Origin of the sequence: Microcystis sp. LEGE 00066 (genome assembly GCF_015207925.1) — a bacterium.
Taxonomy (GTDB): Bacteria; Cyanobacteriota; Cyanobacteriia; order Cyanobacteriales; family Microcystaceae; genus Microcystis; species Microcystis ichthyoblabe_A.
The window spans coordinates 1-25,655 of the sequence record NZ_JADEVX010000049.1; the positions used below are offsets into that span (position 1 = coordinate 1).

Below are 25,655 nucleotides of genomic sequence, written 5' to 3' on the forward strand. Positions count from 1 at the left end.
GGTTTAAGGGGTCATTAACCAAAGCAAAGGGAGATTTATCAATATTAGCGGGGAAAGCTGCCCCGATTTGTTGACACCAAGCCTGATTTTGGTATAAAATCCCTGCTTCTGGGCTGTAGAGCAGCAGCGGCAGCGGTAATTGTTCCAGAAATTCCAGAGGACGATCGCTGCGGGGGGGGATGCGATCGCTAGTGCGGAGCTGCGGGGGAGAATCATCGAGAATCGAGCGCCCGAGACAAAATTGGAGAAGTTTGCCGGTGTCTAAGCGTCCTAACAGTTTGCCCTGAGCATCGACTAAAATAGGGTCTTTTGCGATCGCTTCTCCCCTCAGGGTGGCCAGAAACTCACTCACGGCCATGCGCGAGTTAAGAGGGATAATCGGACGCAGCCAACCGCTCAGATCCAGACAGTTGGGGGAGGGGTTTCTGGTTTCGGGGTACTGTTGTTGATAGAGGAGGTAAGCAATCAGGGCTTGACTCTCAATCAGTCCTAGGGGACAATACCTCTCATCCACCACCACGATCGCTTCTGGATTGCCGATGTTAATTAAATCTAAAAGACTAGCCCTGTCAACAATTAATTCACAGGTAGTGACGGATTGATTAAAGTGATGGAGACTGAGGGTAACGCTAGGCATGGGGATAATTGGAGGGGCGGTGGCGGTAACTTTAGGGCATAATTAGGGTTTGCGGCAAAAAGTTTTTCGGTGGGGGCAGGGTGTAGGGTGTAGGGTATAGGGTTTTACCGATTTTCAGGTGGTCAATTACCTAATTTTCAGGGCAAAAGTCCCTGAATTTTCCCCCTGATCGCTCCCATCCCCGGCACTTTTGGATTTCAAAAAGGTCTAAAAGTCTTATCCAACAAGGTTTTTAGATTTATTCAGCCAGCCCTAATTAACAAACTGATGGCCAAACTATTAGTCGTCCTAGAACTTGAATTTATCTTGATTATGACGCTCGCTCATCTAGAGAACCGCTCCATTGATTACAATTAACTACGATACCCACTGCCAAAAAGCAAAGTTAACTTTTAACTTCCCCTGGCTGATGGCGAGGGGGTTGTCTTCTCAACAGAGAAAGCCTAACCTACTTGTTTGTCAATTTCTATCTACCTTGCGGGTGAGAAAACGTTGCCTCCGAGACTGACTATTTATGCTTTTGTCCCAACGGACTCACCCTTGACGGGGGTGAGTTCACCTCTGGGGCTGGTTAATTCTTTGACGGCTTTATTGGCTAATGAACGCTATAATCTAACCCTGGGGTCCTCTTCTAGCGAACTATTGGCTAATATCGAGGCAGAGAAGGAAAAAATCGATTGTTTGCTGGTGGTCTTTCATCCTTCCCTACAGCCGACTTTTAATCAACTCTACGAAGGGGGGATTTTACTGCCAGTAGTGATCATTGTCGCTGACAAGAACATCGCTCCTGAGATGAATGACTCTCCCACCTGTCTCTATCATAGTGCCGAATTACAAATCACCGTCAAGGAATTAGACAGCATCACTTCGGTCATCGACCAAGCGATCGCTCGATTTCTCCATTTAGCTCCTAATTGCTCTTTTTCCGAGCGTACTACGATTGTTAACCAACCGAATCCCGTGGAAAATAATCACAGTTTTCTCCTCCTACAACAGCGCCGTTTAGCAGAAAAATTAAAAGAAAGACTCGGCTATTTAGGTGTTTACTACAAACGCAACCCGCAGCTATTCTATCGCAATCTTGCCCCGGAGGAAAAAAAAGAATTACTGCGGGAATTAAGAAGAGATTATCGGGAGATTATTTTAAATTACTTCCAACAGGATTATCCGATTAATCAAGCGATCGATGAGTTGGTTAATAATGTCTTTTTTACCGATCTCTCAGTGTCGCAAATTCTGGAAATTCACATGGAGTTAATGGATGAATTTTCCCAACAGTTAAAATTAGAAGGCAGAAGTGAGGAGATTCTCCTAGATTATCGTCTCGCTCTCATTGATATCCTTGCTCACTTGGGGGAAATGTACCGTCGTTCCATACCTCGCGAGGATATCCCTTATGATTTATTATTGGGAATAGACTAAAATCTCCCCCATAAATAACAATGAACTCCTATACCCAGCCCCTTTGATCTTAACCTATGAGCGTCTTTAAAAAAACCTATGTTTTAAAACTGTACGTCGCCGGCAATACCCCCAACTCCGTGCGTGCCTTAAAAACCCTGAAAAATATCCTAGAAGAGGAATTTCAGGGAGTGTATGCGCTCAAGGTGATTGACGTGCTGAAAAACCCACAACTAGCGGAGGAAGATAAGATTCTTGCTACTCCTACCCTTGCGAAAGTCCTCCCTCCCCCAGTGCGGAAAATTATCGGTGATTTGTCCGATCGAGAGAAGGTTCTGATCGGTTTAGACTTACTATACGAGGAAATTCGTGAACGAGAAAATGATAGCTAGGTCTTTGTCCATAGTTGATTAGACGGGTTATATTGATTGAAGAAGAAATGATCGGGGCTTAATCTAGTACCTCTAGGGGAAAGTCAAGAGTCAATGGAAATCGAGATAGTGTAAAGTGTTTAGTCAGGCTTGATATGTTTCTGTGGAAAAATTAGATAAAAATCCTACTCTTTAAATACTCGCTGGATAAATAATGACTCAATCTAACTCTAATAGCCAATCAAACCCACCGATTAAACCGAAAGGTGTTCGCAAAATTAGAACCCTAATTGAAGGTTTTGATGAGATCACTCACGGTGGTTTACCCATGGGGCGAACTACCTTAGTTAGTGGCACTTCTGGCACGGGAAAAACCCTGCTTGCTGTGCAGTTTCTCTACCATGGGATCAAGTATTTTGACTATCCGGGCCTGTTTGTTACTTTTGAAGAATCTCCCACCGATATCATTCAAAATGCCTATAGTTTTGGTTGGGATTTAGAAGAATTAATTGACCAGGGTAAATTATTTATTCTCGATGCTTCCCCGGATCCGGAAGGTCAAGAGGTGGTGGGTAGTTTTGATCTTTCGGCCCTGATCGAGCGCATTCAATACGCAATTACCAAATATAAAGCCAAACTGGTATCAATTGACTCTGTAACTGCCGTTTTTCAGCAGTACGAAGCGGCATCAGTGGTGCGGCGAGAAATTTTTCGGCTCGTGGCCCGGTTAAAATTATTAGAAGTGACTTCAATTATGACCACGGAACGTATCGAAGAATACGGAGCGGTGGCCCGTTTTGGTGTAGAGGAATTTGTCTCTGATAATGTGGTAATTATGCGGAACGTGCTAGAGGGAGAAAGGCGACGCAGAACCGCAGAAATCCTCAAATTACGGGGAACAACCCACATGAAGGGGGAATATCCCTTTACTATCACCAATGATGGCATTAATATCTTCCCCCTCGGTGCGATGCGTTTAACTCAGCGCTCTTCTAATGTCCGCATTTCTTCGGGAGTAAAAACCCTTGATGATATGTGTGGAGGCGGTTTTTTCAAGGATTCGATTATTTTGGCCACGGGAGCAACAGGTACGGGGAAAACTCTCTTAGTCAGTAAATTTCTGGAAGAAGGCTGTAGGCGCGGTGAGCGGGCGATTTTGTTCGCTTATGAAGAATCTCGCGCTCAATTGTCCCGAAATGCTTCTTCTTGGGGGATCGATTTTGAGGAGATGGAACGCAAGGGATTATTAAAATTATTGTGTTCTTACCCGGAATCGGCGGGATTGGAAGACCATTTACAGATGATTAAGTCGGAAATCTCGGAATTTAAACCCTCCCGCATTGCCATCGATTCTCTATCGGCGCTCGCTCGCGGGGTGACAAATAATGCTTTTCGGCAATTTGTGATCGGGGTGACAGGATACGCCAAACAGGAGGAAATTACGGGATTTTTCACCAATACCACCGACCAATTTATGGGAGCGCACTCGATCACCGAATCCCATATTTCTACGATTACCGACACGATTTTAATGTTGCAGTATGTGGAAATTCGTGGCGAAATGTCGCGAGCGATTAACGTCTTTAAGATGCGCGGTTCTTGGCACGATAAAGGGATTCGTGAATATACTATCAGTCAGGATGGGGCGGATATCAAGGATTCTTTCCGCAATTACGAGCGGATTATTAGTGGTTCTCCGACTAAAATTAGCGTCGATGAAAAGACTGAATTATCGCGGATTGTTCGCAATGTACGCGAAAAATTACAGGATGAATAATCGGGAGTTGACTGATGGAGATTATTTTGAAGAGCGATCGGGTAAAGTCGGTCTTAGGGAAAATAACCACCAGATCAATAAACCTAATATAATCCAGAGAATATCTTTAACCCGGCGAATTAGAGAAATCGCTAAACCTAATTCTAGACTGCCGGTTAAGGAAGCACCCAGCAGCACTAAAGAACCTTCTAAAGTACCGATATTAGCGGGAATAAAAAAGGTTCCAGCGCGTACCAATTGGGCAACAGAATCAAATAACCAAGCATCGGCAAAACTGATCGGATGTTGGAGAAATTGCATTAAAACATAAATTTCTAAAACTCCGAGGGGCCAATTGAGAAAACCGACGATCAAGCCATTTCTAAATAGGGGCAGATTCCGGTAAAATTCTCCTAAACGATCATCGACACTGCGAAGATTTTCTAAAGGTTTGGCTAGTCGATCGCCTAAAAAAGAATGACCTAATCGATTAACTATTCTGGAGGATAAACGGAATCGCTGAATCAAGAAAAATATCAGAATACAACTGGAGAATATAGCGAGACTTAATCCGGTAAAAGTTTTAAAAGAATTAGAAAATTTTTGGGAAGCTAGGAGCAGAAAAAAACCGATAATTGCAAAGAAGACAAGGGAAGCAGTATTTAACGTCTTGGTCAAAATAATCGAGGCGCTGGTTTCTTTGTAGCTAATCTGATAGTGAGTTTTTAACATCACTGCTTTAAAACCTTCTCCTCCCAACGAAGCGAAGGGAGTCACTCGATTAAAGGCTGCCCCTACCATGTAAATTAATAATAGGCGAATTGTCCATCTAGGTTGGATAGGAATACTTTTAAAAGTTAGTTGCCAAGTAAAAACATCGGTGAGAAATTCTAGGAAGTAAAAAATAATCACTAATGTCATTCCCCACCAACCGACTAGGGTGATTTGTTGCCAAACTTCTTGCAGATTTGTTTGGCGCAAAATTACCCCTAGTAAAACAAAACCTAAACCCAGAAAGATAAATTTAAGATATTTCATATTAAATTATGAGTTATGAATTATAACTGATAACTAATAACTGATAACTGATAAAGCTGATGACTAGAAATAGTTCCAACGTTGAATAAATGGCAGCCAATGGGATTCGACTAACTCGATCGCTTTTGGTTCTGGGGGATAATTATTTTTTTTATATCCTTGCAGACTGCTGATATATTTTTCAAAGCGAGGCATAGATATTTTTAAGTCGGGAAGTTGCAGTTGATCGTAGATTTTCTCGATTTGTGTTAGGGGTTCTTTTTCTAAATCTTCAAAACGAATTTCTACAAAACTATCGGTAGGTAAATTGGCACTATCTCCTAGGAGAGAATTAAGCATTAGGGGATAACTTTTCAGAATCGCTTGCTCGATGACATCAATAGATAAATTATCGTAGGGTTGCAGTGCTAGTTCTGGTAGGATGCGGGTAAAAAAGTGGCGGGTTGAGGGAAAAACTAGATAGGGATTGCGGTAGATATGAATAAATTTAGCATCGGGCCAGATAGCTCGTAATCTGGCGATGTGTGCCGTATAAACGGGGTTTTTAAGTAGTAATTGTTTGCCTTTTTGGTGGATGGAAACTTTTTTTAATAGATGAGTATGCCAACGTTGCCAATTGGCGATTTCTTTCTCGCTGCAGCCTTGAAAAAAAACCCCTCGATCGAAATGATACTGAAAACGTTGGGGAAAGTATAAACCATGGTAGTAGGAAAGGGGGATCATGCTGGCCAGGGCGATCGAGTCTTCTTGGGGTGAATTGGGAGTAACGGCGACGTTATCCACATGGCGATCGCTCGGTAGGGCCAATTCTAGCAGCGGTTGAAATAAGCGGACGATACCGAGGATATCCCAGGGTAATCCCACCGCTAGGGGCGAAATATAGCCAAAATGCTCCGATTGACCGAGTAAATTGTGTAGATGGGTCGTGCCACTGCGCCAATAGCCGACAATAAAAATGGGTGCTTTTACCTGCACGCGGCGCTCATAAAACCCTGTCATCAAAATTCGTTCTAGGGTAGAAAAAGGCAGTCGCGCCAGGGTAACTGCCAGCGCCAGGGTTGCCGGGACCAAATTGGGGCGATCGATGCCGCCATTGGTCAAAAATAAACGAAGGAGAGTGCTAAGGTTACTACCGCAGAGGGGATGAAACAAACTGGACATATTAACTATTTTTTGGCGGTTTTTTGGCGGATAGCTTGGCTGGCCAAGGTTTTGCCGAATTCCCAAGCGGCCCCTGGGAAGCGGTGAGCTTCAGCCACCACATCTTTAACGGCGGTGACAAGCCAACGGCAATCCTCATCGGAGAGGGTGAGGGGGGGGATAAACTTGATGATATTCATGCCGTGGCCGGAAACCTGGGAGAGGATTTGATGGCGGGTAAAGAGGGGAACAACGATTAACTGGGAAAATAGCCCTTTATTGGCGGTTTCTAGCATTTTCCAGGCGGCTTTTAGTGACCAACTGCTCGGCTCGGCAAATTCCAAGGCGATCATCATACCCAATCCCCGCACTTCCTGCAAACATTCGTACTGATCTACGAGGGGCTGTAGTTCTGCGATAATTTGTTGACCGATTACAGCCGATCGCTCGACTAATTTTTCCTCCTCAATCACCTGTAAAGTGGCAATACCGGCAGCCATGGCCAGATTATTTTTACCAAAAGTGCTACCGTGAACCACAGAACGATCCATGCGATCAAATACTCGATCGAAGATCCAGCGACGACAGAGAACCGCTCCCACTGGCACAAAACCACCCGAAAGAGCCTTGGCAACACATAAAATGTCCGGTTCTACCCCCCAATGTTCCACTGCCCAAGTTTTGCCGGTCCGGCCCAAACCGGTCTGCACTTCATCGGCCACAAAAAGAGTGCCATAACGACGACAAAGGGCAGCCGCCGCCGGGAGATAGTTCGGTTCGGGAATTCTCACCCCGTGACCTTGGATCGGTTCGGTAATAAAAGCCGCTACGTCTTGGTTAATTAGAGCTTTTTCGAGTGCGGCCAGATCACCGAAGGGAATTTCCTTAAAATCAGCGACAAAAGGCCCAAATCCCTCACGATAATGGGGATCGCCGGTGGCGGAAAGGGAACCCATGGTTAACCCGTGGTAGCCTCCCTGACAGTAAACAATTTGGCTGCGTCCGGTGGCGTAGCGGCTGAATTTAATGGCGGCCTCGACGGTTTCTGTGCCGGAATTAGCAAAGAAAACTCTTTCTAATCCGGTCGGTGCGATCGCTGCTAACCGTTCCGCCAGCAATCCCGCTAGGATAGAAGCATCCAATTGGACTAAATTGGGCAATGCTGCCGTCAATACCTCCTGTAAAGCTTGGACAATCTTGGGGTGATTGCGTCCGAGAGCGAAAACACCAAAACCACTCAGTAAGTCCAGATACTTTTCCCCCTGATTGTCGAATAGGTATGGACCTTCAGCTTTAACGTAGTGGCGATCGTAGCCGATCGTTTTTAGTACCCTAACCATCTGGGGGTTTAGGTATTGTTCGTGGAGGGCAAAGTTTTCTTCTAGTCTTTTTTCTATCAGTTCTAAAATGCTCATAAATTCCAGATTTGATGACTGAAAAAATATTTTTTAAACACCTCAAACCCGATTATGTTGATAGCACATTATCATGATTTTTGGTCATCTAATATTATAAATTATTTGATATGTTTTGTCAAGTATTTAAGAACTTACCTAGGATAATTAAACTAATTAACTCTTGTTGGCTAAAGGTTCAAGGGACTTTTAGATAATTTATTAGTCAGTTTTTATATGGTTGGCGCACAAGCGATGCGCCCAAAATGTAATATCAGTAAACTGATAACTGATAACTGATTACTAATAGCTATTAAAAAAACCGACCAACAAGAGAGAATTCCTGTCAGTCAGTCGGTGAAGATAGGCCGAATTTTAGTCAGCTTTATTTCTTAGCGGGGGCAGCCTTAACCAGTTCCAATTCACTTTCAGCGAAGTTATTGGTATTCAGTCCACCGGCGCTACCACTAAAACCGTGGTAGTTAACAGTGTCAAAACGGACGATAACGGGATAGAGGATGCCACTTTTGTCAACACTGGCTACGGTTCCCACATCGTTGTACCAGTAAGACTCTTTACGTTTGATTCTAACTTTGGCTCCGCGTTCGATTCCAGGCATAGGTGTTTTTTTTTAGGGTTTAGTTAACAGGTTACAATCAGAGCGAGTTTGCCGAAAGGGTTTTTACTTTAAGTTTTATTGCAAATCTTGCCACTCTGTTTGGACGAAATGCCCTGAACGTCCCCATAGGTCTGCCTTTGGGGCAATGTTAACGATTGTTAAGTTAAAGGGAATGGCCGTGGTCAGGTATTTTTGGGCCGACATTCCCACATCTGGCCCGATTTGAAAAGCGGTGGCGGTGGCTAAACCTAAGCCTAATAACTGAGAAATCGGACCCCTGGGGAAGATAAGATGAGTTCCTAAGACTAAGCCGGCGGTTAAGGCTAAAGTTACCGATAAATTGGTGCCACAACGCGGATGTAATGCCAATTGCCCCTCGCCATTTTTGAGACGATGGAGTGCCTGTTTGGCCGCAATTTGTAGTTCATTTGTATTAATCTGTCCGTAGAGATAAAAACCCCTATCGGTGGACAGTCCCCCCAGGGCCTCGTTATCCGCAGGGGAATGGTCAAAAGGCGATTGACGACGGGCAGCCATTTCGCTTAATACCCAGACGGTGGCGTGTTCCAAGGCGTGAACCTGTCGCAGGGTGAGAAATTCTTTGACACCGGGGATAAAGCCGATTTGTGCCAGTAAATCGCTGTCTTGCTGGGGCGAGGGGTTAAACCAGTCAAAAGAGGGGTTAGAAGGGCTACTAGAGGTCATAAAGTTGCGCTAGGGGGAGTTTTTTCGAGGAATGTGAGGGTGCTATCGGGTTGCAAGGCGGTATCCCAGTCGGTGTCTTTAATGGGAATTGACCAAGGTGGTTTCTTTCGGCAAAAAGGGTAAAATCTGACCACGAGGGAACTGCTGCTGGTTCTTGCTTTAGGTAAGAAGCGAAAGGATTTCAGTTATCTCAATTGCTAGTCTTGGTCATAAAAACTATAGTCAATTAGCTGTCTAAATAGGCGTTAATGATAGCAAGAGCCACTAAGGGAGCGGTAATTGTTCTCAAAATGCGTTTTCCCAGTGATACAGGCACAAAATCAGCAGCGAGTGCTTGTTCTATTTCTGTCTCCGTCCATCCCCCTTCCGGTCCAATGGCCATGGTTATCTCGGTTGATGTTTGCAATTGAGAAAGTAGCGGGGCCACTGTTCTACGGGTAACACCAATATAACAAGTTGTTTGTGGGTTAGCTCCCCGCTTAAGGATAGCTAAAAATGGTTGTGGTTCTTCGATTATGGGAATAATCTGTCTTTCTGATTGTTCTACAGCTTCTCGGGCAATTTTTCGCCAACGGTCAATTTTTTGAGGACTAGGATTAACTAAACCGCGTTCTGTCAGCAGCGGGATAATCCGATAAACTCCTAATTCGGTGGCAGCCCGAACAATATCATCAAAGCCATTTTTGGGAATTGCTACCATTAAATTCACTTGTACTGGTAGTTCGCTAGTTTCGTTTATCGCTTCTAAAAGATGGGCAGAATTATCAATTATTTCCGCTAACCACGCTTGTCCTTGTCCATTTAGGGCAATAAAACGGTCATGGGATTTTAAACGAACAACTTTTTTAAGATAATGACTTTGTTCGGGTGTTAAGGTAATTAACCCGTTTTCTAGGGTGTTAAAATCAAGAAGAAGACGGTAATACAAGGCGGTTTAGTCTATATTGCTATCATGTTCAGAATCACTGTCAGCTATCTATTTTAGCTTTTGTGGTGTTTTTGTATAGGGTAGATTAGCCTAAAACCTTGATCATTAAGAAATACGGGAATTGATTAATGAATTTACTAGGCATCGTTTTATACTCTTTTATGGGAGTGCTGTTGTTGGGGTTAGCTGTAGCTATCTGGTGGTTAGTCGATACCGTATCTTTATCCCCCACTAAACCGAAAAGAGCTACTTCTAAAAATAATCGTCAAAATTTGCCAATCAGTCAGCAGCAACTTTTCTACTTAGAAAGAGAACTTTTAACCCTCGTGAATGGAGATAAAGCTTTAGCGAGTCGATTGCTTTTAAGTATTAGATTGAGAAATCCCCAACGCAGTAAAAGCTGGTGTTATGAAAAAGTTATTTATGATCTAAAACGAGATCGAGGAGGAATTTAAATTGCCACTACAACAATTAGACCTATTAGAAGAATACCGTAGTGATCGCCATAATCTCATTGCCGATTTTTATCTACCTTGTTTAGATTAGTACCCGATTGGTGCATCAGGGAAAAAGAATCGCTCGCTCTAGTTCCTTAGACAGCGATCGAGTTATGTTATTATCACAGTTATCTTCGGGAAATCTTGACGCATTAGTGGCAGTAAAATGTCTCGATGAGGGAGTTGATATAACACAAGTCAGTCGGGTAATTGTCCTCGATGCTGATGCTTCTCCTCGTCAATTTATTCAACGTCGCAGCAAAATTATGCCGGCAGCTGGTGGCCAAGAAAAAAGCAATTTGAATCGATGTCTTACCCCTTGGGGCGATAGTGAGGTAAAATTAATTGCATCGGAGATCAAAAGAGTTATTGATTTTGCCCGGGCAGCCAGCAATCAAGCTACAGTTATTAACAGATTAGTCCAAGAATTAAGTTACTATGACCTTACCTAGTCAAATCTGTTATAAAATTTCTCCTCATCAAGGTATCTCTTGCCAAATAAGCATTAAGACTTGACAATCCCCACTCCCCACCCCCAAGAAAATCCATGGACAGAACTGCTAAAATTGAAGAACTGGCACAAAAACATGATATACCTCCCCAACTGCTAAAGGAAGCCATGGCTTTAGAAGTAGCAAAAATTACTCTACAAAATCGGCGGCTATCACCTAAAATTGTCGAACTTATCGAAAAATATACCGACTCCCCACAATAAATAAACTCTATGACTTTGAGACTGAAACAAATTCGCTTAACTAATTGGAAATGTTATCCTAGTCAAAATATTACTTTTAACCTGCATCCCGACAGAAAAATTCAGATTATCTTCGGTAATAATGGCCACGGTAAAACTTCTCTGATGACAGGGATTTTATGGTGTCTCTATGGTGGAGATATTGTACCTAAAGAGACTCTGAAAACCTATTTTTATCGAGGTAAGGATGATTCTTCACCAGCAATAGAAATGCGGGTAGAATTAAATTTTACTAGAAACGAGAAAAATTACTTTATCAGTCGCACAGCGAAATTAAAAGATAATGGGATCACTTCTTATCCCAGCGTAGAGGAAGCATTATTTTATGAAGATGGAACCATAAAAGCAAGTAACTCTAGGGAATATATCGAAGCATTGCTTCCTAAATCTATTCGAGATTTTTTCTGTTTTGATGGCTCAAAAATCGAACAATATACCCAGATAACTCAAACTAAAGAAGCAAAAGAAGCAATTGAAAAAGTTTTGGGTATCCCAGAATTAAGAAATCTGCGCGATGATACAGAAAAAGCCTTACAAGAATTAGAAAACCGTTTAAATAAAGCAGAGGGAACCAGTCAGACTTTTAGAGATAAGCTGCAACAATTGCGAGAATTAGAAGAAACTCTTGACTTTCAAAAAGGTCAGCTTAAAAATGCTAAAGATGAGGAAAAAAATGCTATAATTATTCATCATGATACTCAAGAAAAAGCCGCTCAGATTGAAAGTTTACGAGAAAAGCTAGAGGAAATTCATAACTTAGAGAAAAAGCGTATCGGTTTACAAACTCAGTTAGATAACCAGCAAAAGTCTATTGATTCTTGGTTAAAAAAAGCTGCGATACCTTTGCTGATTAACTTTGTGCAGGAAATGGCTGACGATTTGCAAGTTACTAGCTTAAAAAGCACTTCTAAAACTAATTCTACAGCAGCTTTAAAAGCAATACTTGACGACGAAAGCTGTCTATGTGGTCGTTGTTTAGATAAAAGTTCTCGTGATTTTATCCTTGAAAAAATTGCCGAACTAGAGTCCTTAGAAGTGGACAACGCCACCAGAATAGAAAAAGACCAACTTAGAATTGATTTACAGGGAATTATCCGAGATAATGCCAAATTTAGCAATTATAGTCAATTGCTTTTACAAAGAGATCTTTTAGAAGAAGAAATCGAAGAAATTAATCAACATATTAAACAGCTAAAACAGGAAACCACGGGAACCAATCAAGAATCAGCTAATGAGATTTGGCGAAAAGTTGGCGAATCGGAACAAAAAGTTAAGGTTATCCAAGAAAGGATCGAACGCTTGCAAAAGGAAATTGAAATCAAAGAAAAGCACTTAGAAAATTTACGCAAACAAGTGCAAATTTTAGCTAGTGAAAATCAAACCACATTGATGTTATCTAATCAGGTTAAAATGGCCAGAGGTTTAAAAAATGCCACTAACGAATTAATCGAATGGAATATCGATAATTCCCAAAAAATGATTAATCAAGTAACCAGCGATCGCTATTTACAAGTAACCAACAAACCAGAGGAATATAAAGGAGTAGAAATCACTCCCGAATACACTTTAGGAATCCGTACCATCACGGGAAAATTACTAAACCCCGATGTCTTAAGTGCGGGAGAAAAGGAAGCTTTAGCTTTTGCTTTTATCACTGGTTTAAATCAAATAACTGATACCTGTGTTCCCCTAATTATGGATACACCTTTTGGACATTTAGACGAAGAACATCAAAAAAATATTATTAACTCTGGCTCTTCGGTTTGTGTTATGCAATGGACTGGGTTTATAGGGGATGGAATCCTTATGTAGAAAGGCATTTGGCGATTTTTGTCAATTGTTTTTAACCTAAAGCGAACTCATCAATTAAGTCTCTTGCCAGATAAGGATTTAGTCAATTTATGCCCCCCTATCGAACCATACCAAGTAACGAAGAGCCTTAACTCTCTCCCTAATTTACACTCCCAAGTAATTATTTTAGCCACGGATCGCGATCTTCCCGATCCACTTTTAAATCTGCTGCTCCCCTATACTACTGATATGTTCAAAATACACCGTTTGGCTGCCGATGAAGATGCTTCCGTGATTGAAGTGATGGAGAATTACTAATGCAGAGAATCGATCCCAGTTTGAAGATTTATGCATCGGAAACTTCCAGAAATTATCTACAGGTACTAAAAGATAATAAAACCTTTGAGCGCATGGTAGATGCCTATTTATTCGCGGCTGCTTTTGCTATTAAACAAGACTTCAGTATCTACGGAATCAATCTGAGTAATCGACAAGATTTAATTAATATTAGTCAAATCGAGCCAGAAGTTATTTTAGCTCTAACCGCAGGAATTTATATTATCTGTAAAAAGAATTCCTATCCTCAACCCAGTGACGGCAAAGAAGTTTTAGATAAGATCTGTCAATACGCAGAAGTGGGATTAAGGGAATTAAAAGAACGCTGGCAAGGCAAAGTCAGCAATCAAATCCAAGCTGATATTGAGAGAATTATCAATAATCTCTGAAATTCTCCCTATCTAACTATCTTTTTTAGGGATAACGACAAATTAGATTCTTTCCACACTGCCAAAAAAGACGGGTTCCACGCGAATAGCAACGATACTAGCCGGACGTAAAACCATATATTCCCCTTGAATATTTCTGATTGGAATATTGATAAAATCCCTGGAATCGGCTTTCGGAACTAATTCATTACTGTACCACTTTTGAAATTCTTGGATAGTCAAAAAACGGACTTCCTCGCGATGTCCACTGCTCAAGAACAAATGTACAGCGTACTCGTCAGCTTTTCTACTCATTTTTTTAACTAATCAGATTGAATTTTTGTAATAAAGTTGCCATTAAAGGCGGAAAAGTGAGACGCAATTCGCTCAGATCCGAAAAGATTAATTTTTGGTAGCTTGGCAGGTCAAAAGCTAGTTTACCCTTTAATTCCGCCCGATTTTGATAGGTTAGCAGAATTTGTCCGCCCTGTTTACAAGCGATCGCATAACCTAATTCTACACCCACTAGGGGACTGGGCAGTAATTCCGTTTCCTTTTGGCTAATCGCCGTAGCATCGGCAATAAATAATAAACTTTTGCGAATTTTGCGTAATTGACTATCACTCAACCGGGTGACATTGCCCTCAGTTCGAGGCGTTTCTTCCATAGTTAAGGGCAAACGGGAGCGTTTATTGAGATTTTCGACGGTTTCGGTCAAAACTGTTTTTAAAGCGGTGCTAGAGTCCTTAAATTGGCTTTGGGAGCTAAAATAAATGATGGGATCCAGCCAAGTGCTGAGGTCCTGTTTAGTAAAGTAAATTTCTTGGGAAATCAGGTCAATATTCGAGATGACGTAACCGCCACTACCTTCGAGGTAAAATTCCACCCTTTCCCCTTCTAGATAGCGTTGGAACCAGACAGAACCCTGTATTGTCAGACTATCATCGAGAAAATCGGCTCTTAAACCCGATTTTAAGAGACTATTGCGACTTAAGCGCAAGTCGTGGGGACGTTTGACAACCTCGCGGATAGGTTCGTATTTGTCCAGATACCAAGCTTTCAGAGCGATGATGGCCATAGGTGTGGCGATTAAAGACACTCTCCCATTTTAGCAGTAAGCACCGATATCCTCTCCACATTCATCGGCAAGGTAAGAAAGAGCGCGAAATCTTAACATCATCAGGTTTTCGTAGAGGGGATTTAGCTTGCAAAGGGGCGGAATCTCTAGAATTGTCCAGCTAAATAGGGTAATTTTCCGGGCAAAGGGACATTGAGCCGGAATTAGACGACAAATCCTGTGAGCTAGTGCAGGTGTATTGATTTCTAGGCGATCAATTCGTTGCCGCAGGGGTTGCCATAAATCCCATTTTGGTTGCGGTGACGGGTTTTTCCGATTGCCTTTCGACCAAGGAGCGATCCAATTAGAGACAATTATTTTATTTGTGGTATAATCTGATACATCAGCATCGGCCATAGCTTTATCTTCAATTGATTGACTCATAAGGTTCTATCTGAGATTACGAGAGGGCAAATGCTCTTTCCCGAAAATCCCCTAGGACATTCGGCCATTTGACCGCTTTAACAATAACATCTCTGGGATAAAATTACTCGTTAAGACTACACAGTAACGCTGGGGCTGCGGAGAGGCAATTTGAACTTTTGTACTAATTCCCGATCTCCGAGTCATCACCTGAAAGCTAATAGGCAACAGACGACAATAAGACAACGTCACGAGTGAGTTTAACTAGATTAATCTCTAAGCTTCCCCCAAAGATATTGGCTCTGATTAGAGCTATTTCTAGGTTAGCAAAAAGTCAGGTTTTTTCACGTCAGCATAGTACACTTTTTCTGGGTATAAAATAGCACCCAGTTTTGTCAAAGATACGCAATGCAAGGGGTGGGGTGTGGGAATTATGAATTATCAACTATGAATTATGAATTGGGTAGTTGGCTCTCTTAGGTTTGGTGGGCAAAATGTATTCTAAGATACAGTCCTGCTGGCGGTCGCAACGCGCTCGCTACGCGAGACCGAGTGGAAGGAACCACAAAGACACAAAGGACACAAAGATTGATCGATCCTATGTAAGTTAAACTTATCACACAGAACCTAGAAGAGCCAGGAGTTTTTTGCTGTGAACTGATAACTGATAACTGATAACTGATAACTGATTTACATTCTTTCCAAAACGGGGATTCCCAGGAGAGATAAGCCTAATTTTAGGGTTCTTGCCGTTAAATCACACAAAACTAAGCGGGAGGTTTTAATCGGTTCTGCTGCTTTTAGAACGGGACAATTTTCGTAGAAACGATTATACTTTTTACTGAGTTCATAAAGATAATCACATAAACGATTGGGTAATAAATCCTCTTCCACTGCACTAATTACTTCCGGCAGTTGCAGTAATTGTTTAGCCAGAATTAATTCGCTTTCATCCTTGAGAATTAGCGGTGAATTGGCACTTAAATCCTGAAAATTAATACCACCTTCGCGACTGATACTCTGGACCCTAGCGTAAGCGTACAGCATATAGGGAGCGGTGTTGCCTTGCAGATTGAGCATTTTGTCGTAACTGAAAACGTAGTTACTATTGCGATTTTGGCTGAGATCGGCGTATTTAACGGCACTTAAACCGACAGTTTCAGCAGTATTAGCGATAAAATCGCCGGTTTCTTCTCTTTCCTCGCTTGCCAGTCTTTTTTCTAAGTCAGCTAGGGAACAGGCGATCGCTTGATCGAGTAATTCTTGTAATTTTACCGTCTCCCCGGAACGAGTTTTTAATTTTTTACCATCTTCCCCTAAAACTAATCCAAAAGCGACGTGAACCACTGCCACATTATCGGGTAAAAATCCCGCTTTTTTAGCCACCTGAAATACTTGGGCAAAATGGTTAGCTTGTCCAGCATCAGTAACATAAATTATTCTTTCGGCCTTATCTTCACGCACTCGATAACAAATTGCCGCTAAATCGGTGGTAGCGTAATTATAACCGCCGTCGGATTTCTTGACAATTAGGGGCAGAGGATCCCCCTCTTTGTTGGTAAAACCATCGAGAAAGACGCATAAAGCACCGTTGTCTTCTGTTAGCAATCCCTGTTGATCTAATTCTCTGATTACTGTCTCAAGGTAGGGATTATAAAAAGATTCCCCTCTTTCGGTCAGTTTTATATCGAGAATATCATATATTTTCTGAAATTCCCGTCGTGATTGTTGACAAAGTAACTGCCATGCTTGACGACTTTGAGGATCACCAGACTGTAATTTTACTACGGCTTGGCGGGCAGTTTCTTTAAAGTTCTCGTCTTCATCAAAACGAATTTTAGCCTTTTTATAAAAGCTAACTAAATCCCCTAAATCGAGAGCATCTGCTTGGGTTAAAGCACTAGGATAAGCTTCTTGTAGATAGGTGATTAACATCCCGAATTGAGTACCCCAATCCCCAACATGATTAAGACGAATTACTTGATGATGACGAAATTCCAAAATCCGAGCAATACAATCACCGATTATAGTTGATCGCAAGTGACCGACGTGCATTTCTTTGGCAATATTGGGACTGGAAAAATCGACAATAATTTTTTGACTGGGGTTAGCAGTGGCAACTCCTAAACGGTTGTCAGTAATTAGGTCTTTTAATTGGGTTTCTAGATAACTGGGTTTAAGGGTAAGATTGATAAAACCGGGTCCGGCAATTTCGGGGGGTTGACAGAGATCATCTATCTCTAGATTTTTTAGTAAAGTTGCCGCCACTTCCCGCGGTTTTTGTTTTAATTCTTTGGCTAAAGATAGGGAAATATTACATTGATAATCGCCAAAACGGGGGTTACTAGCGGCGACAATTAGAGGATCGGTATCAGTGAAGTTTTCACCAAAGGATTTAACTAGGGATTGGGAAAAACGCTCTTTTATTTGTTGGATAATGGCAGTCATAGAGAGAATTTAGCAGTTAGGGATTAGACAAAAATTGAGAAGGAATCAATTAGCTTCCTAGCAGTGACCAGATTATGGGTCGAATTAGCTACTGAAGATGCCGATTGATGGTATTCTTTCAAGACCTTTTTGCTCATCTTTTGTGGTGTATTCATTATAGTTTCGAGCCAACGAGATTAACAATCCAGATAACTTGGGTGATTGACCATCTTACCTGATCATAATCTGAAGGCGAATCCAATGCAGCTGGCTGCTGGGAAACATTTGCTTTAATATAGTAAGTAAGCTTTACCAATAGTACAACCATGTTAGCCAGTTATATTGATCAAGCGATGGCATTAGCTCGATACGAAATCATTGAAGAAGATGGCACTTATTGGGGTGAAATTCCACCCCTTCAGGGAGTTTGGGCAAATCACGCCAATCTAGAAGATTGCCAGCAAGAATTGCGCGAAGCTTTAAGCGATTGGATTGCTTTGCGTCTGTGTTTAGGTTTGCCGATTCCAGTGTTAGCAGGAATAGATCTTAATCTCCTTCCTCAACCCATGTCTTCAATTTAAGATATGCCTAAATTAACCGCCGTATCATGGCTTAATCTAGTTCAAAGATTACGAGAACTTGGGTTTTACGGTCCCTACGCTGGGGGTAAACACCCTCAAATGCGTCGCGATAATTTAACGATAATTATCCCCAATCCTCATCAAGGTGAAATAGGGGTAGGACTGTTAAAACGCATTCTCAATCAAGCGGGTATTACCAGGGAAGAATGGCTGGGAGAATAGCAGGAAAAACACCGCATTTAACCTACTCCTTAACCAATAAAACCACGGCATAAACTGCGATACCTTCTTCTCGTCCTACCGGTCCCAATTGTTCGTTAGTAGTGGCTTTAATTCCCACCTGTTCCAGATTAATATTGAGAGTTTCTGCTAACTTGGTTCGCATCGCAATAAGGTGGTGTTTCATTTTCGGTTTTTCGGCGACAATTACCGAATCAATATTATTAATCTGCCAACCTTTATCGACAATTAATTGATTAACTTGTTCTAATAATTTTAAACTATTCGCCCCTTGCCATTGTGGGTCTGTGGGGGGAAAATAATGACCGATATCGCCTAAACTAAGCGCACCCAGCATGGCATCCATAATAGCATGGGTTAAGACATCGGCATCACTGTGACCCAATAAACCGACAGTATGGGCAATCTCTACTCCTCCTAAAATTAAAGGTCTTCCTGTTACTAATCGGTGGATATCGTAGCCGTTACCAATACGAATATTCATAGAGCAGTCTCCTTGAAGTTATATTAATTATCTTATCGCAAAAGGGAACAGGAAACGGGGAAATATTTTCCCTCACTTGTCCTTATTAGCTAATTAGCTAGGAAGGATGAACTATTCTGCTGAAGTTTTTTGCAGTGCAATGAAAGCTTATACTAAATTGATTTTTGATAGTATCATTAACTGCCAATCCAACTTTAAAAACCCACTTGCCACTTGCCACTTCCCACTTCCCACTCTATACTTGTTAAATAAGATTTAGTATAACTCGATCGCTGTTAAAATTGCGGTAGAATCAGGAGAGGGTTGGGTTTCATGCTTCAAACCAACCTACGTTCTTTTTCAATAAGATTTATAGCGTTTTTCAGTCTGCTAAGGTACAAAAGTTATGGGTTTTAGGCACTTATGCAAAAGGGAAGAAAAATAGGTGTACCTTACTAGCTTAGGAAACGCTATAGTTAAACACCGAATTTTGAACAATTATGCAACAATTTATTCAACAGTTAAAAATCGATTTATCCTTGACAGTGATCTAGCAGTTTCATCATTTACTTTCCTAAATATACTTAGCTAATCATCGCCAATAAACCTTGATAAAAAATCTGAAAACTAGGAGAACAATTATGAGCAGGAGTCATAAATTGAGAAATTTCTCGGGCTGCTTTCACTTTTTCTAAACCTCCTCGATGATACCCAGCTTTTTGAAGTATCTTTTCTAAGTTTTCCCAAGTTCCGCCCGTAATTTCATCGGGTTTTCTGTATTTTGCTTGCTGTCCCACATTAGTAGAAACTTTGGGATAGGCTGAGACTATAGCCTGAATATCACCAAAAAACCAAGCTTCTAGTTCTTCTATAGCAATTCTATTTAACACCTGAAATGTTTTTTTATCTTCACTAATCGTTTTGGTGATCAGTCCTGTTTGTTGGGCAATATTTTCTAACTTTTCTTTGAGCATTTGACAATCTTCAGGCTCTTCGTTACTTGTTATGGTTCGATAGGGGGGCATAAATCAACAAAATCTTTATCTGGTAAGGGATTTAATTGATTAGTTCGCTTTAGATAAAAAACAATTGACAAAAATCGCCCAATTTCTTTCTCTATAAGGGTTCCATCCCTTATAACTCCCGTCTATTGCATAAGACAAACCGAAGAACCAATCTTCATTGTCTCTATCTACAAGAATAATGATTCGATAATCATCGGGTATCCAGCATTGATAGCCTTTTAATCGCTCCGGTAGTTTTTTGATTAAATCGGATTTACCTCGAAAGGCATGAATTTTATAGGTGACATTCTCAAATAATATTTTAGGTAAAATTCGATTTAAACATTCTTGGGTAGAAAATTCTTCAACTAAAAATTCAATATGCACTTTTTCCCTCCTTTGCTATTAAACTTAAATGCTAGAATTACCCACATCAAAATAGTCCTCCATCCATAATTGACCCAACAAAGCACCATTTTGAATAAATTCCTTAACTCCTTGCATTGCTGAAGTACGTTTAGCTTGAGTAAAACCATTTTCATCTCGATAAAGTACCCAAACCTCATCTGGTTTCAAACCATCTACAAAAAAGGGAGAATGAGTTGTTACCATTAATTGTGTACTTGCGGTCGCTGCCCGACATTCTTCTGCTAATTCAGGTAATAAACGGGGATGAAGATGATTTTCTGGTTCTTCTATTCCCAGTACTTGCGGAGGGCTTGGATCGTATAATATAGTTAAATAAGCCAACATTTTTAAAGTGCCATCGGAGGCAAATTTGGAAAGAATTGGCTCTTGAAAAGGTGCGTCTTTAATTTGAAGTAAAAGCTGTCCATTCGGCATAATAGATGCTTCGACTTTTTCTAATCTAGGAATTCGACGAGAAAGGGTTTGTAAAATAGATTCTAATCGTTGAGGATGATCTTCTTTTAAATATTGAATAACATTAGGTAAATTGTCACCAGTTGGCGATAATCTTTCTTGCGCTCCTGCTTCTGGTTGAGTGCGAGTATTATCTGCGGTTAAGTAGGAAAGATACCAACTTGTGATAAAACGACGCAAAGCACTAACCCGGGGATGTTTGGCCAATTGTCCGAGGGTACTAACAGCTAAAAATTCTGGGGAGTCTAATCGTTCATAAATTCGTTCATCTTCTTCTTGGGGATTTTCTCCACTAATCACTATTCCTTCCCCTTCTTTAAAGTTTAAAAAGCGATAAGGTTTGCCCCTCGCTCCTTGTCTCCACTGTAACCATTCTTCGGCAACATAAGGGCGATTGTTAGCTTCATTAATAGCCAAATGATAGGTAATTAAAGGTGATGCAAATTTTTCTCGATATTTTAATTCGATAATGATGTAACCTTCTTGTCCTCTGGTTCTTAATTCTTTAAATCTTCCCCGTTTGTCCCAAGCTTTTTTTAAACCAACAGTAAAACATTCGGCTCTTCGTTACTTGGTATGGTTCGATAGGGGGGCATAAATCGACTAAATCCTTATCTGGCAAGGGATTTAATTGATTAGTTCGCTCTAGACGAAAATAATTGACAAAAATCGCTAAATGCCTTTCTACATAGGGGTTCCATCCCTTATAACCCCCGTCCATTGCATAACACAAACCGAAGAGCCAAACATTCAGAGAGGAAAGCAAAGACATCAAATATGGTAGATTTTCCGCTCCCATTAGGACCGAGAAAAACGGTTAAAGGAGCAATGCTTTTTAATTCTAAGTCCTGTAAAGCTCGGTAATTTTGTACGCGCAGATTTTCGATTCGAGGTATAGAGTTTTTAGACATTGATTGTTGCTCTCTGCTGCTTTTAGCTCGTCTTGTCCCAGATTAGCTGTTAATTTTCCCAGTTCCCGCAAAAAACTGGTCAATTTCTAGTAATCTCGCTCTTCTGGACTGGTTATAGCAAATTAGCTCTCCTGATTCTACCGCAATTTTAACAGCGATCGAGTTATACTAAATCTTATTTAACAAGAACGTAGGTTGGGCTTCGGCCGTGAGCTTTTGCCGAACGGTTGAAGCATGAAACCCAACGCTCTCCCGATTCTACCGCACTCCGAGTTTTTTCTTGGGGATAATCTCCTAACTTCTGACTATCCACTGCCGATTGCCGCAAAGGATAGCCATTTATTCTATCAGATTGAGAAGATATTAAATATGATAACACTTGTGACTATATTTTTCACTGCCTTGCTGGCAGTTACGGATTTTACTTACCAAGTTTTGATTCATTTTCCCATACAAATCATCAATTCTTTGGGGTCGTTGTTGTCCTATGGAGTAATCGGACTGATAATTTTAGTCCTAGTGTGGATTGTAGGTGACTGATTTCTCGGTAGAAAAAAATGAGAGAATCAGCCTTAGCCAATTCTACCCAATTTAAACCAACCTTTAATTTTTACTGTTCACTCACTAGCCACTGCTTGGGGTTGTCCTTGCGGTTGGAATTGGAACAGGGAATAAACCACGTTACGACGGATATCAATCATCATTTCTAAAAACATCTCGTAGCCTTCCTGTTTATACTCAATTAGGGGGTCTTTTTGACCGTAACCGCGTAAACCAATCGACTCGCGTAAAGCTTCCATAGCTTGCAGGTGTTCGCGCCATAACATATCGATTTGTTGCAGGATAAAATAACGTTCGGCATCGCGCATGAAACCGGCGCGAATATTATCGACTTGACGTTCCTTAATTTCGTAGGCTTTGCGAACTTCTTCGTGTAGGAACATCTTGATATCATTAACACTCATATCCTCGATATCTTTAGCGGTAATATCTGCCAACAGATAGACAAATTCCTGAGATTTACTAATCAGTTTTTCTAAATCCCATTCTTCTGCCGGCAGTTCGGGATTAATATAAGCCATGACGATTTCATCCATGGTTTTTTCGGCGTATTGCAGCACCTGTTCTTTTAGGTCCATCCCCTCCAAAACCCGACGACGTTCGGCATAAATAGCGCGCCGTTGATTATTCATCACCTCGTCGTATTCAAACACCTGTTTCCGGGCATCATAATAGAAGGTTTCCACTTTTCTTTGCGCGCCTTCCAGGGAACGAGTTAACATTCCCGACTCAATGGGCATATCTTCTTCCACCCGGAAGGCATTCATTAAACCCGCCACGCGGTCGCCCCCAAAAATCCGCAATAAATTGTCTTCTAGACTTAAAAAGAAGCGTGTAGAACCGGGGTCGCCCTGTCTGCCCGCCCGGCCTCGCAATTGATTGTCAATACGGCGGGATTCGTGGCGTTCCGTCCCGATAACGTGCAGTCCGCCCCTTTCTACTACTTCATCGTGTTCTTTACCTGTGTAATCTTCATAACTTTTGCGAATTAATTTATAGACTTCGCGTAACTTTTGAATAACCGGGTCATCCGTGGGAGCTTTTTCGGCCGCGATGGCGATTTTTTCTTCCACTTCTAATTCTGGTAAACTTTGAGTTCCGTGGGTATCAACGGCAAATTTAACCGCTTCTTTCAGGGCATTTTCTACCTCTTTCGGTAACTCGGTGGGAAAAATTTCTGCTGAGGCACGCCAGTTTTTTTTCTTTTTATCCGGAGCGAATCCTTGCGGACGATTGCGTTCTCCTAAACTGGGTAAACTAAAGGCCAGATTGTCATCTTCGGGCATAACTAATTTCGGCATTAAATACTCGCGAATTTTCAATCGGGCCATATAATCGGAGTTACCACCGAGGATGATATCGGTTCCCCGTCCCGCCATGTTCGTGGCAATGGTTACGGCTCCGGCCCGGCCTGCTTGGGCGACGATTTCCGATTCCCTTTCCACGTTTTCCGGACGAGCATTAAGTAAGTTATGGGGAATCTTTCTTCCTTGTAATAACAGCGAAAGCACTTCTGATTTTTCCACACTGGTGGTACCAACTAAAACCGGGCGACCCTGTTCGTGCATTTGTTGACATTCTTCGGCGACGGCGTTCCATTTTGCCTGTTCATTTTTATAGACCACATCGGCTAAATCTTGCCGACGAGAAACGCGGTTAGTGGGAACAATTGTTACTTGCAGGTTATAGACTTTTTCTAGCTCCGTTTCTTCGGTTTTGGCCGTCCCAGTCATGCCCGATAATTTCGGATAGAGCAGGAAAAAGTTTTGATAGGTAATCGTGGCTAAGGTTTGGGTTTCCTGTTGAATTTCTACCCCTTCCTTAGCTTCCACTGCCTGATGTAAACCATCGCCCCAACGTCGCCCCGGTAATACCCGTCCGGTGAATTCATCAACAATAACAATTTCACCGCTACGGACGATATAGTTAACGTCTTTTTTCTGGAGTTCTTTGGCACGAATAGCGTTAGAAATATAGTGCGCCCAGGGATTTTCTTGGTCGTATAAATCGGTAACTCCTAATAGTTCTTCCGCTCTTTTAAAGCCTTCATCGGTCATTAAAACGTTACGGTCTTTTTCGTTAACTTCGTAGTCTCCCGGTCCGTCTTCTACTTCTTGGCGCACTAATTGCTTGGCGATTTCGGCGGCGAGAATATATTTTTCTGTGGGTCGATCGATCTGTCCTGATATAATTAATGGAGTTCTGGCCTCATCGATAAGAATGGAGTCCACTTCGTCGATAACGCAGTAGTTAAAGGGTCTTTGGACAACTTCCCCCATCACTGTAGCCATGTTATCGCGCAGATAATCAAAGCCGAGTTCGCTGTTAGTGGTGTAGGTGATGTCACAGGCATAATTTTTCTTTCTTTCTTCTGGACTCATGCCGGCTTGAATTAGTCCCACACTTAACCCTAAAAAGCGGTGTACCTGCCCCATCCATTCCGCGTCACGACGGGCGAGATAATCGTTGACGGTGACGACGTGAACCCCTTTTCCAGTCAATCCATTCAAATAAGCGGGGAGTGTGGCAACTAGGGTTTTTCCTTCCCCGGTTTTCATCTCGGCGATTTGTCCTTTGTGCAGTACCATTCCCCCCAATAACTGCACGTCAAAGTGACGCATCCCTAAGACTCGGATTCCCGCTTCCCGGACAATGGCGAAAGCTTCGGGGAGGATTTCCTCGAGAATATCCTCTCTTTGCTCATAATTTCTCGCTTTGTCTAATCTTTCCTTAAATTCGCTGGTTTTGCTCCTTAATTCCTCATCGGACAGGTTTTTAATGTCTTCTTCCAGCAGGTTGATTTCGGTGACGAGGGGCTGAAATTTTTTAATTTTGCGGGCGTTGGGATCTCCGAGTAGGGCTTTTAACATAGCAGTTTTTATTCTCTCGCTTCGATTGGCTCTTGATCTGTGGTGTTAACAATTGTATCACTCTGGTTGGGAGTAGAGAGTCATTTATCGGTGAAAAGGGACTCTTGCCAGTGGGCAAAAATTAAGTTAGAGATGGTATCTTAGAGACAAGAATATGCTCATCTACTTTGATTCCCTAAAACCTTAAAAAACTTAGTATTGCCGACAAAGGAGGGTGAAACCATGACAGAAAGCGGCTCTTCGTTACTCTTTATGCTAAATCAACAGACAAGATGCCAAGATAACATACTTCTAACCCAAAAATTCCGAAAGTTTCTAAAGCCATAGCCTCTCCGTTTTATTAGTTTAAGTTTATTGTTGATTCCCTCGACCACCCCATTCGTTGTCCTTCGCTCGAAATAACTAATTATTTCTCCAAACCAGTTTCGGATTGTTTGACAACTCTTAGTAAAAACACTGGAGGATTTTGCCAACCATTCCGAGATGGATAGCATTCCCTCT

26 protein-coding genes and 4 pseudogenes are annotated in these 25,655 nt (G+C 41.8%); 11 read left to right on the forward strand and 19 right to left on the reverse strand.

Annotated features, from left to right (window positions below):
* Nucleotides 1-637: pseudogene (locus IQ224_RS09075) on the reverse strand (hybrid sensor histidine kinase/response regulator); the annotation flags it as partial.
* A 492-nt stretch (nucleotides 638-1,129) separates the two neighbouring features.
* On the opposite strand from IQ224_RS09075, the gene IQ224_RS09080 reads away from it, so the two are divergent.
* From IQ224_RS09080 to kaiC, 3 genes are all read left to right on the forward strand, one after another.
* Entirely contained in the window at nucleotides 1,130-2,059 is a 930-nt protein-coding gene (locus IQ224_RS09080) for a circadian clock protein KaiA (RefSeq protein ID WP_002750903.1), read from the forward strand.
* Between the two features lie 56 nt (nucleotides 2,060-2,115).
* Complete coding sequence (kaiB, locus tag IQ224_RS09085) at nucleotides 2,116-2,430, forward strand: circadian clock protein KaiB (protein ID WP_002733742.1); 315 nt, start codon at nucleotides 2,116-2,118, stop codon at nucleotides 2,428-2,430.
* Nucleotides 2,431-2,623: 193 nt separating this feature from the next.
* The gene (gene kaiC / locus IQ224_RS09090) at nucleotides 2,624-4,186 is read left to right on the forward strand and encodes a circadian clock protein KaiC (RefSeq protein ID WP_002743493.1); all 1,563 of its coding nucleotides are present in this window, start codon (nucleotides 2,624-2,626) and stop codon (nucleotides 4,184-4,186) included.
* Nucleotides 4,187-4,207: 21 nt separating this feature from the next.
* Here the strand turns inward: kaiC and IQ224_RS09095 are convergent, their stop codons facing one another.
* The 6 genes from IQ224_RS09095 to IQ224_RS09120 form a co-directional block, all read right to left on the reverse strand.
* Nucleotides 4,208-5,203 carry a lysylphosphatidylglycerol synthase transmembrane domain-containing protein gene (locus IQ224_RS09095; RefSeq protein WP_002743490.1) on the reverse strand — a complete coding sequence of 332 codons (996 nt, stop codon included), beginning with the start codon at nucleotides 5,201-5,203 and terminating at the stop codon, nucleotides 4,208-4,210.
* A gap of 63 nt (nucleotides 5,204-5,266) precedes the next feature.
* Nucleotides 5,267-6,364: a sulfotransferase gene (locus IQ224_RS09100; RefSeq protein WP_194032850.1), complete on the reverse strand. Its 1,098-nt coding sequence runs from the start codon at nucleotides 6,362-6,364 to the stop codon at nucleotides 5,267-5,269.
* Between the two features lie 5 nt (nucleotides 6,365-6,369).
* On the reverse strand, nucleotides 6,370-7,758 hold the full coding sequence (locus IQ224_RS09105; protein ID WP_194032851.1) for an aspartate aminotransferase family protein: 1,389 nt from the start codon (nucleotides 7,756-7,758) through the stop codon (nucleotides 6,370-6,372).
* 364 nt (nucleotides 7,759-8,122) lie between these two features.
* On the reverse strand, nucleotides 8,123-8,356 hold the full coding sequence (locus IQ224_RS09110; RefSeq protein ID WP_002743487.1) for a photosystem I reaction center subunit IV: 234 nt from the start codon (nucleotides 8,354-8,356) through the stop codon (nucleotides 8,123-8,125).
* A gap of 75 nt (nucleotides 8,357-8,431) precedes the next feature.
* Nucleotides 8,432-9,061, reverse strand: a complete 630-nt coding sequence (locus tag IQ224_RS09115) for a DUF6391 domain-containing protein (RefSeq protein ID WP_194032852.1) — start codon at nucleotides 9,059-9,061, stop codon at nucleotides 8,432-8,434.
* Between the two features lie 226 nt (nucleotides 9,062-9,287).
* On the reverse strand, nucleotides 9,288-9,989 hold the full coding sequence (locus IQ224_RS09120) for a 16S rRNA (uracil(1498)-N(3))-methyltransferase (RefSeq protein WP_194032853.1): 702 nt from the start codon (nucleotides 9,987-9,989) through the stop codon (nucleotides 9,288-9,290).
* 128 nt (nucleotides 9,990-10,117) lie between these two features.
* Here IQ224_RS09120 and IQ224_RS09125 point away from each other — a divergent pair, with 128 nt between their 5' ends.
* From IQ224_RS09125 to IQ224_RS09150, 6 genes and pseudogenes are all read left to right on the forward strand, one after another.
* Nucleotides 10,118-10,444 carry a hypothetical protein gene (locus IQ224_RS09125; RefSeq protein ID WP_108935832.1) on the forward strand — a complete coding sequence of 109 codons (327 nt, stop codon included), beginning with the start codon at nucleotides 10,118-10,120 and terminating at the stop codon, nucleotides 10,442-10,444.
* A 101-nt stretch (nucleotides 10,445-10,545) separates the two neighbouring features.
* Complete coding sequence (locus IQ224_RS09130) at nucleotides 10,546-10,938, forward strand: helicase-related protein (RefSeq protein ID WP_194032857.1); 393 nt, start codon at nucleotides 10,546-10,548, stop codon at nucleotides 10,936-10,938.
* A 95-nt stretch (nucleotides 10,939-11,033) separates the two neighbouring features.
* Complete coding sequence (locus tag IQ224_RS09135) at nucleotides 11,034-11,201, forward strand: hypothetical protein (RefSeq protein WP_194032854.1); 168 nt, start codon at nucleotides 11,034-11,036, stop codon at nucleotides 11,199-11,201.
* Between the two features lie 9 nt (nucleotides 11,202-11,210).
* Nucleotides 11,211-12,986: pseudogene (locus IQ224_RS09140) on the forward strand (chromosome segregation protein SMC); the annotation flags it as partial.
* An 84-nt stretch (nucleotides 12,987-13,070) separates the two neighbouring features.
* Nucleotides 13,071-13,349: a hypothetical protein gene (locus tag IQ224_RS09145; protein ID WP_194032855.1), complete on the forward strand. Its 279-nt coding sequence runs from the start codon at nucleotides 13,071-13,073 to the stop codon at nucleotides 13,347-13,349.
* Nucleotides 13,349-13,756 carry a hypothetical protein gene (locus IQ224_RS09150; RefSeq protein ID WP_002743475.1) on the forward strand — a complete coding sequence of 136 codons (408 nt, stop codon included), beginning with the start codon at nucleotides 13,349-13,351 and terminating at the stop codon, nucleotides 13,754-13,756. The genes IQ224_RS09145 and IQ224_RS09150 overlap by 1 nt, the downstream gene beginning before the upstream one ends.
* Nucleotides 13,757-13,798: 42 nt before the next feature.
* Here IQ224_RS09150 and IQ224_RS09155 read toward each other — a convergent pair whose 3' ends face one another.
* The 4 genes from IQ224_RS09155 to argS all read right to left on the reverse strand — a co-directional run bounded on the left by IQ224_RS09155 (nucleotide 13,799) and on the right by argS (nucleotide 17,663).
* Nucleotides 13,799-14,050 carry a hypothetical protein gene (locus tag IQ224_RS09155; RefSeq protein WP_036400676.1) on the reverse strand — a complete coding sequence of 84 codons (252 nt, stop codon included), beginning with the start codon at nucleotides 14,048-14,050 and terminating at the stop codon, nucleotides 13,799-13,801.
* A gap of 4 nt (nucleotides 14,051-14,054) precedes the next feature.
* Nucleotides 14,055-14,813 (reverse strand): hypothetical protein, encoded by a 759-nt coding sequence (locus IQ224_RS09160; RefSeq protein WP_002743467.1) that lies wholly within the window; start codon nucleotides 14,811-14,813, stop codon nucleotides 14,055-14,057.
* A gap of 30 nt (nucleotides 14,814-14,843) precedes the next feature.
* Nucleotides 14,844-15,236 carry a Mo-dependent nitrogenase C-terminal domain-containing protein gene (locus tag IQ224_RS09165; protein WP_036400673.1) on the reverse strand — a complete coding sequence of 131 codons (393 nt, stop codon included), beginning with the start codon at nucleotides 15,234-15,236 and terminating at the stop codon, nucleotides 14,844-14,846.
* 669 nt (nucleotides 15,237-15,905) lie between these two features.
* Complete coding sequence (argS, locus tag IQ224_RS09170) at nucleotides 15,906-17,663, reverse strand: arginine--tRNA ligase (protein WP_194032856.1); 1,758 nt, start codon at nucleotides 17,661-17,663, stop codon at nucleotides 15,906-15,908.
* 305 nt (nucleotides 17,664-17,968) lie between these two features.
* On the opposite strand from argS, the gene IQ224_RS09175 reads away from it, so the two are divergent.
* Both IQ224_RS09175 and IQ224_RS09180 read left to right on the forward strand, forming a co-directional pair.
* The gene (locus IQ224_RS09175) at nucleotides 17,969-18,223 is read left to right on the forward strand and encodes a type II toxin-antitoxin system HicB family antitoxin (RefSeq protein WP_002743455.1); all 255 of its coding nucleotides are present in this window, start codon (nucleotides 17,969-17,971) and stop codon (nucleotides 18,221-18,223) included.
* A 3-nt stretch (nucleotides 18,224-18,226) separates the two neighbouring features.
* Nucleotides 18,227-18,445, forward strand: coding sequence for a type II toxin-antitoxin system HicA family toxin (locus IQ224_RS09180; RefSeq protein WP_002743454.1), 219 nt, complete (start codon nucleotides 18,227-18,229; stop codon nucleotides 18,443-18,445).
* Nucleotides 18,446-18,467: 22 nt separating this feature from the next.
* Here IQ224_RS09180 and ispF read toward each other — a convergent pair whose 3' ends face one another.
* The 8 genes and pseudogenes from ispF to IQ224_RS09220 all read right to left on the reverse strand — a co-directional run.
* Complete coding sequence (ispF, locus tag IQ224_RS09185; protein WP_002743452.1) at nucleotides 18,468-18,947, reverse strand: 2-C-methyl-D-erythritol 2,4-cyclodiphosphate synthase; 480 nt, start codon at nucleotides 18,945-18,947, stop codon at nucleotides 18,468-18,470.
* Nucleotides 18,948-19,510: 563 nt separating this feature from the next.
* Nucleotides 19,511-19,951, reverse strand: coding sequence for a DUF4276 family protein (locus IQ224_RS09190; protein ID WP_228036152.1), 441 nt, complete (start codon nucleotides 19,949-19,951; stop codon nucleotides 19,511-19,513).
* A gap of 39 nt (nucleotides 19,952-19,990) precedes the next feature.
* A complete protein-coding gene (locus IQ224_RS09195) occupies nucleotides 19,991-20,317 on the reverse strand; it encodes a hypothetical protein (protein WP_228036153.1) in 327 nt (108 codons plus the stop codon).
* 24 nt (nucleotides 20,318-20,341) lie between these two features.
* Nucleotides 20,342-21,370: pseudogene (locus IQ224_RS09200) on the reverse strand (AAA family ATPase); the annotation flags it as partial.
* 197 nt (nucleotides 21,371-21,567) lie between these two features.
* Nucleotides 21,568-21,723, reverse strand: a pseudogene (locus IQ224_RS09205) (AAA family ATPase); the annotation flags it as partial.
* A 175-nt stretch (nucleotides 21,724-21,898) separates the two neighbouring features.
* Entirely contained in the window at nucleotides 21,899-22,102 is a 204-nt protein-coding gene (locus IQ224_RS09210) for a hypothetical protein (RefSeq protein WP_002743422.1), read from the reverse strand.
* 238 nt (nucleotides 22,103-22,340) lie between these two features.
* A complete protein-coding gene (secA, locus tag IQ224_RS09215; protein WP_002743419.1) occupies nucleotides 22,341-25,154 on the reverse strand; it encodes a preprotein translocase subunit SecA in 2,814 nt (937 codons plus the stop codon).
* Between the two features lie 260 nt (nucleotides 25,155-25,414).
* Nucleotides 25,415-25,655: transposase (locus IQ224_RS09220; RefSeq protein ID WP_194032751.1), on the reverse strand; the 241-nt coding region annotated here is incomplete at its 5' end.

Excerpts from the sequence above, each read along its gene's own strand:
- kaiB (WP_002733742.1), top strand. The coding sequence starts at position 2,116 with ATGAGCGTCTTTAAAAAAACCTATGTTTTAAAACTGTACGTCGCCGGC.
- kaiC (WP_002743493.1), top strand. The coding sequence starts at position 2,624 with ATGACTCAATCTAACTCTAATAGCCAATCAAACCCACCGATTAAACCG.
- IQ224_RS09095 (WP_002743490.1), bottom strand. The coding sequence starts at position 5,203 with ATGAAATATCTTAAATTTATCTTTCTGGGTTTAGGTTTTGTTTTACTA.
- IQ224_RS09100 (WP_194032850.1), bottom strand. The coding sequence starts at position 6,364 with ATGTCCAGTTTGTTTCATCCCCTCTGCGGTAGTAACCTTAGCACTCTC.
- IQ224_RS09105 (WP_194032851.1), bottom strand. The coding sequence starts at position 7,758 with ATGAGCATTTTAGAACTGATAGAAAAAAGACTAGAAGAAAACTTTGCC.
- IQ224_RS09110 (WP_002743487.1), bottom strand. The coding sequence starts at position 8,356 with ATGCCTGGAATCGAACGCGGAGCCAAAGTTAGAATCAAACGTAAAGAG.
- IQ224_RS09115 (WP_194032852.1), bottom strand. The coding sequence starts at position 9,061 with ATGACCTCTAGTAGCCCTTCTAACCCCTCTTTTGACTGGTTTAACCCC.
- IQ224_RS09125 (WP_108935832.1), top strand. The coding sequence starts at position 10,118 with ATGAATTTACTAGGCATCGTTTTATACTCTTTTATGGGAGTGCTGTTG.
- IQ224_RS09135 (WP_194032854.1), top strand. The coding sequence starts at position 11,034 with ATGGACAGAACTGCTAAAATTGAAGAACTGGCACAAAAACATGATATA.
- IQ224_RS09150 (WP_002743475.1), top strand. The coding sequence starts at position 13,349 with ATGCAGAGAATCGATCCCAGTTTGAAGATTTATGCATCGGAAACTTCC.
- IQ224_RS09155 (WP_036400676.1), bottom strand. The coding sequence starts at position 14,050 with ATGAGTAGAAAAGCTGACGAGTACGCTGTACATTTGTTCTTGAGCAGT.
- IQ224_RS09160 (WP_002743467.1), bottom strand. The coding sequence starts at position 14,813 with ATGGCCATCATCGCTCTGAAAGCTTGGTATCTGGACAAATACGAACCT.
- IQ224_RS09165 (WP_036400673.1), bottom strand. The coding sequence starts at position 15,236 with ATGAGTCAATCAATTGAAGATAAAGCTATGGCCGATGCTGATGTATCA.
- argS (WP_194032856.1), bottom strand. The coding sequence starts at position 17,663 with ATGACTGCCATTATCCAACAAATAAAAGAGCGTTTTTCCCAATCCCTA.
- IQ224_RS09175 (WP_002743455.1), top strand. The coding sequence starts at position 17,969 with ATGTTAGCCAGTTATATTGATCAAGCGATGGCATTAGCTCGATACGAA.
- IQ224_RS09180 (WP_002743454.1), top strand. The coding sequence starts at position 18,227 with ATGCCTAAATTAACCGCCGTATCATGGCTTAATCTAGTTCAAAGATTA.
- ispF (WP_002743452.1), bottom strand. The coding sequence starts at position 18,947 with ATGAATATTCGTATTGGTAACGGCTACGATATCCACCGATTAGTAACA.
- IQ224_RS09190 (WP_228036152.1), bottom strand. The coding sequence starts at position 19,951 with ATGCCCCCCTATCGAACCATAACAAGTAACGAAGAGCCTGAAGATTGT.
- secA (WP_002743419.1), bottom strand. The coding sequence starts at position 25,154 with ATGTTAAAAGCCCTACTCGGAGATCCCAACGCCCGCAAAATTAAAAAA.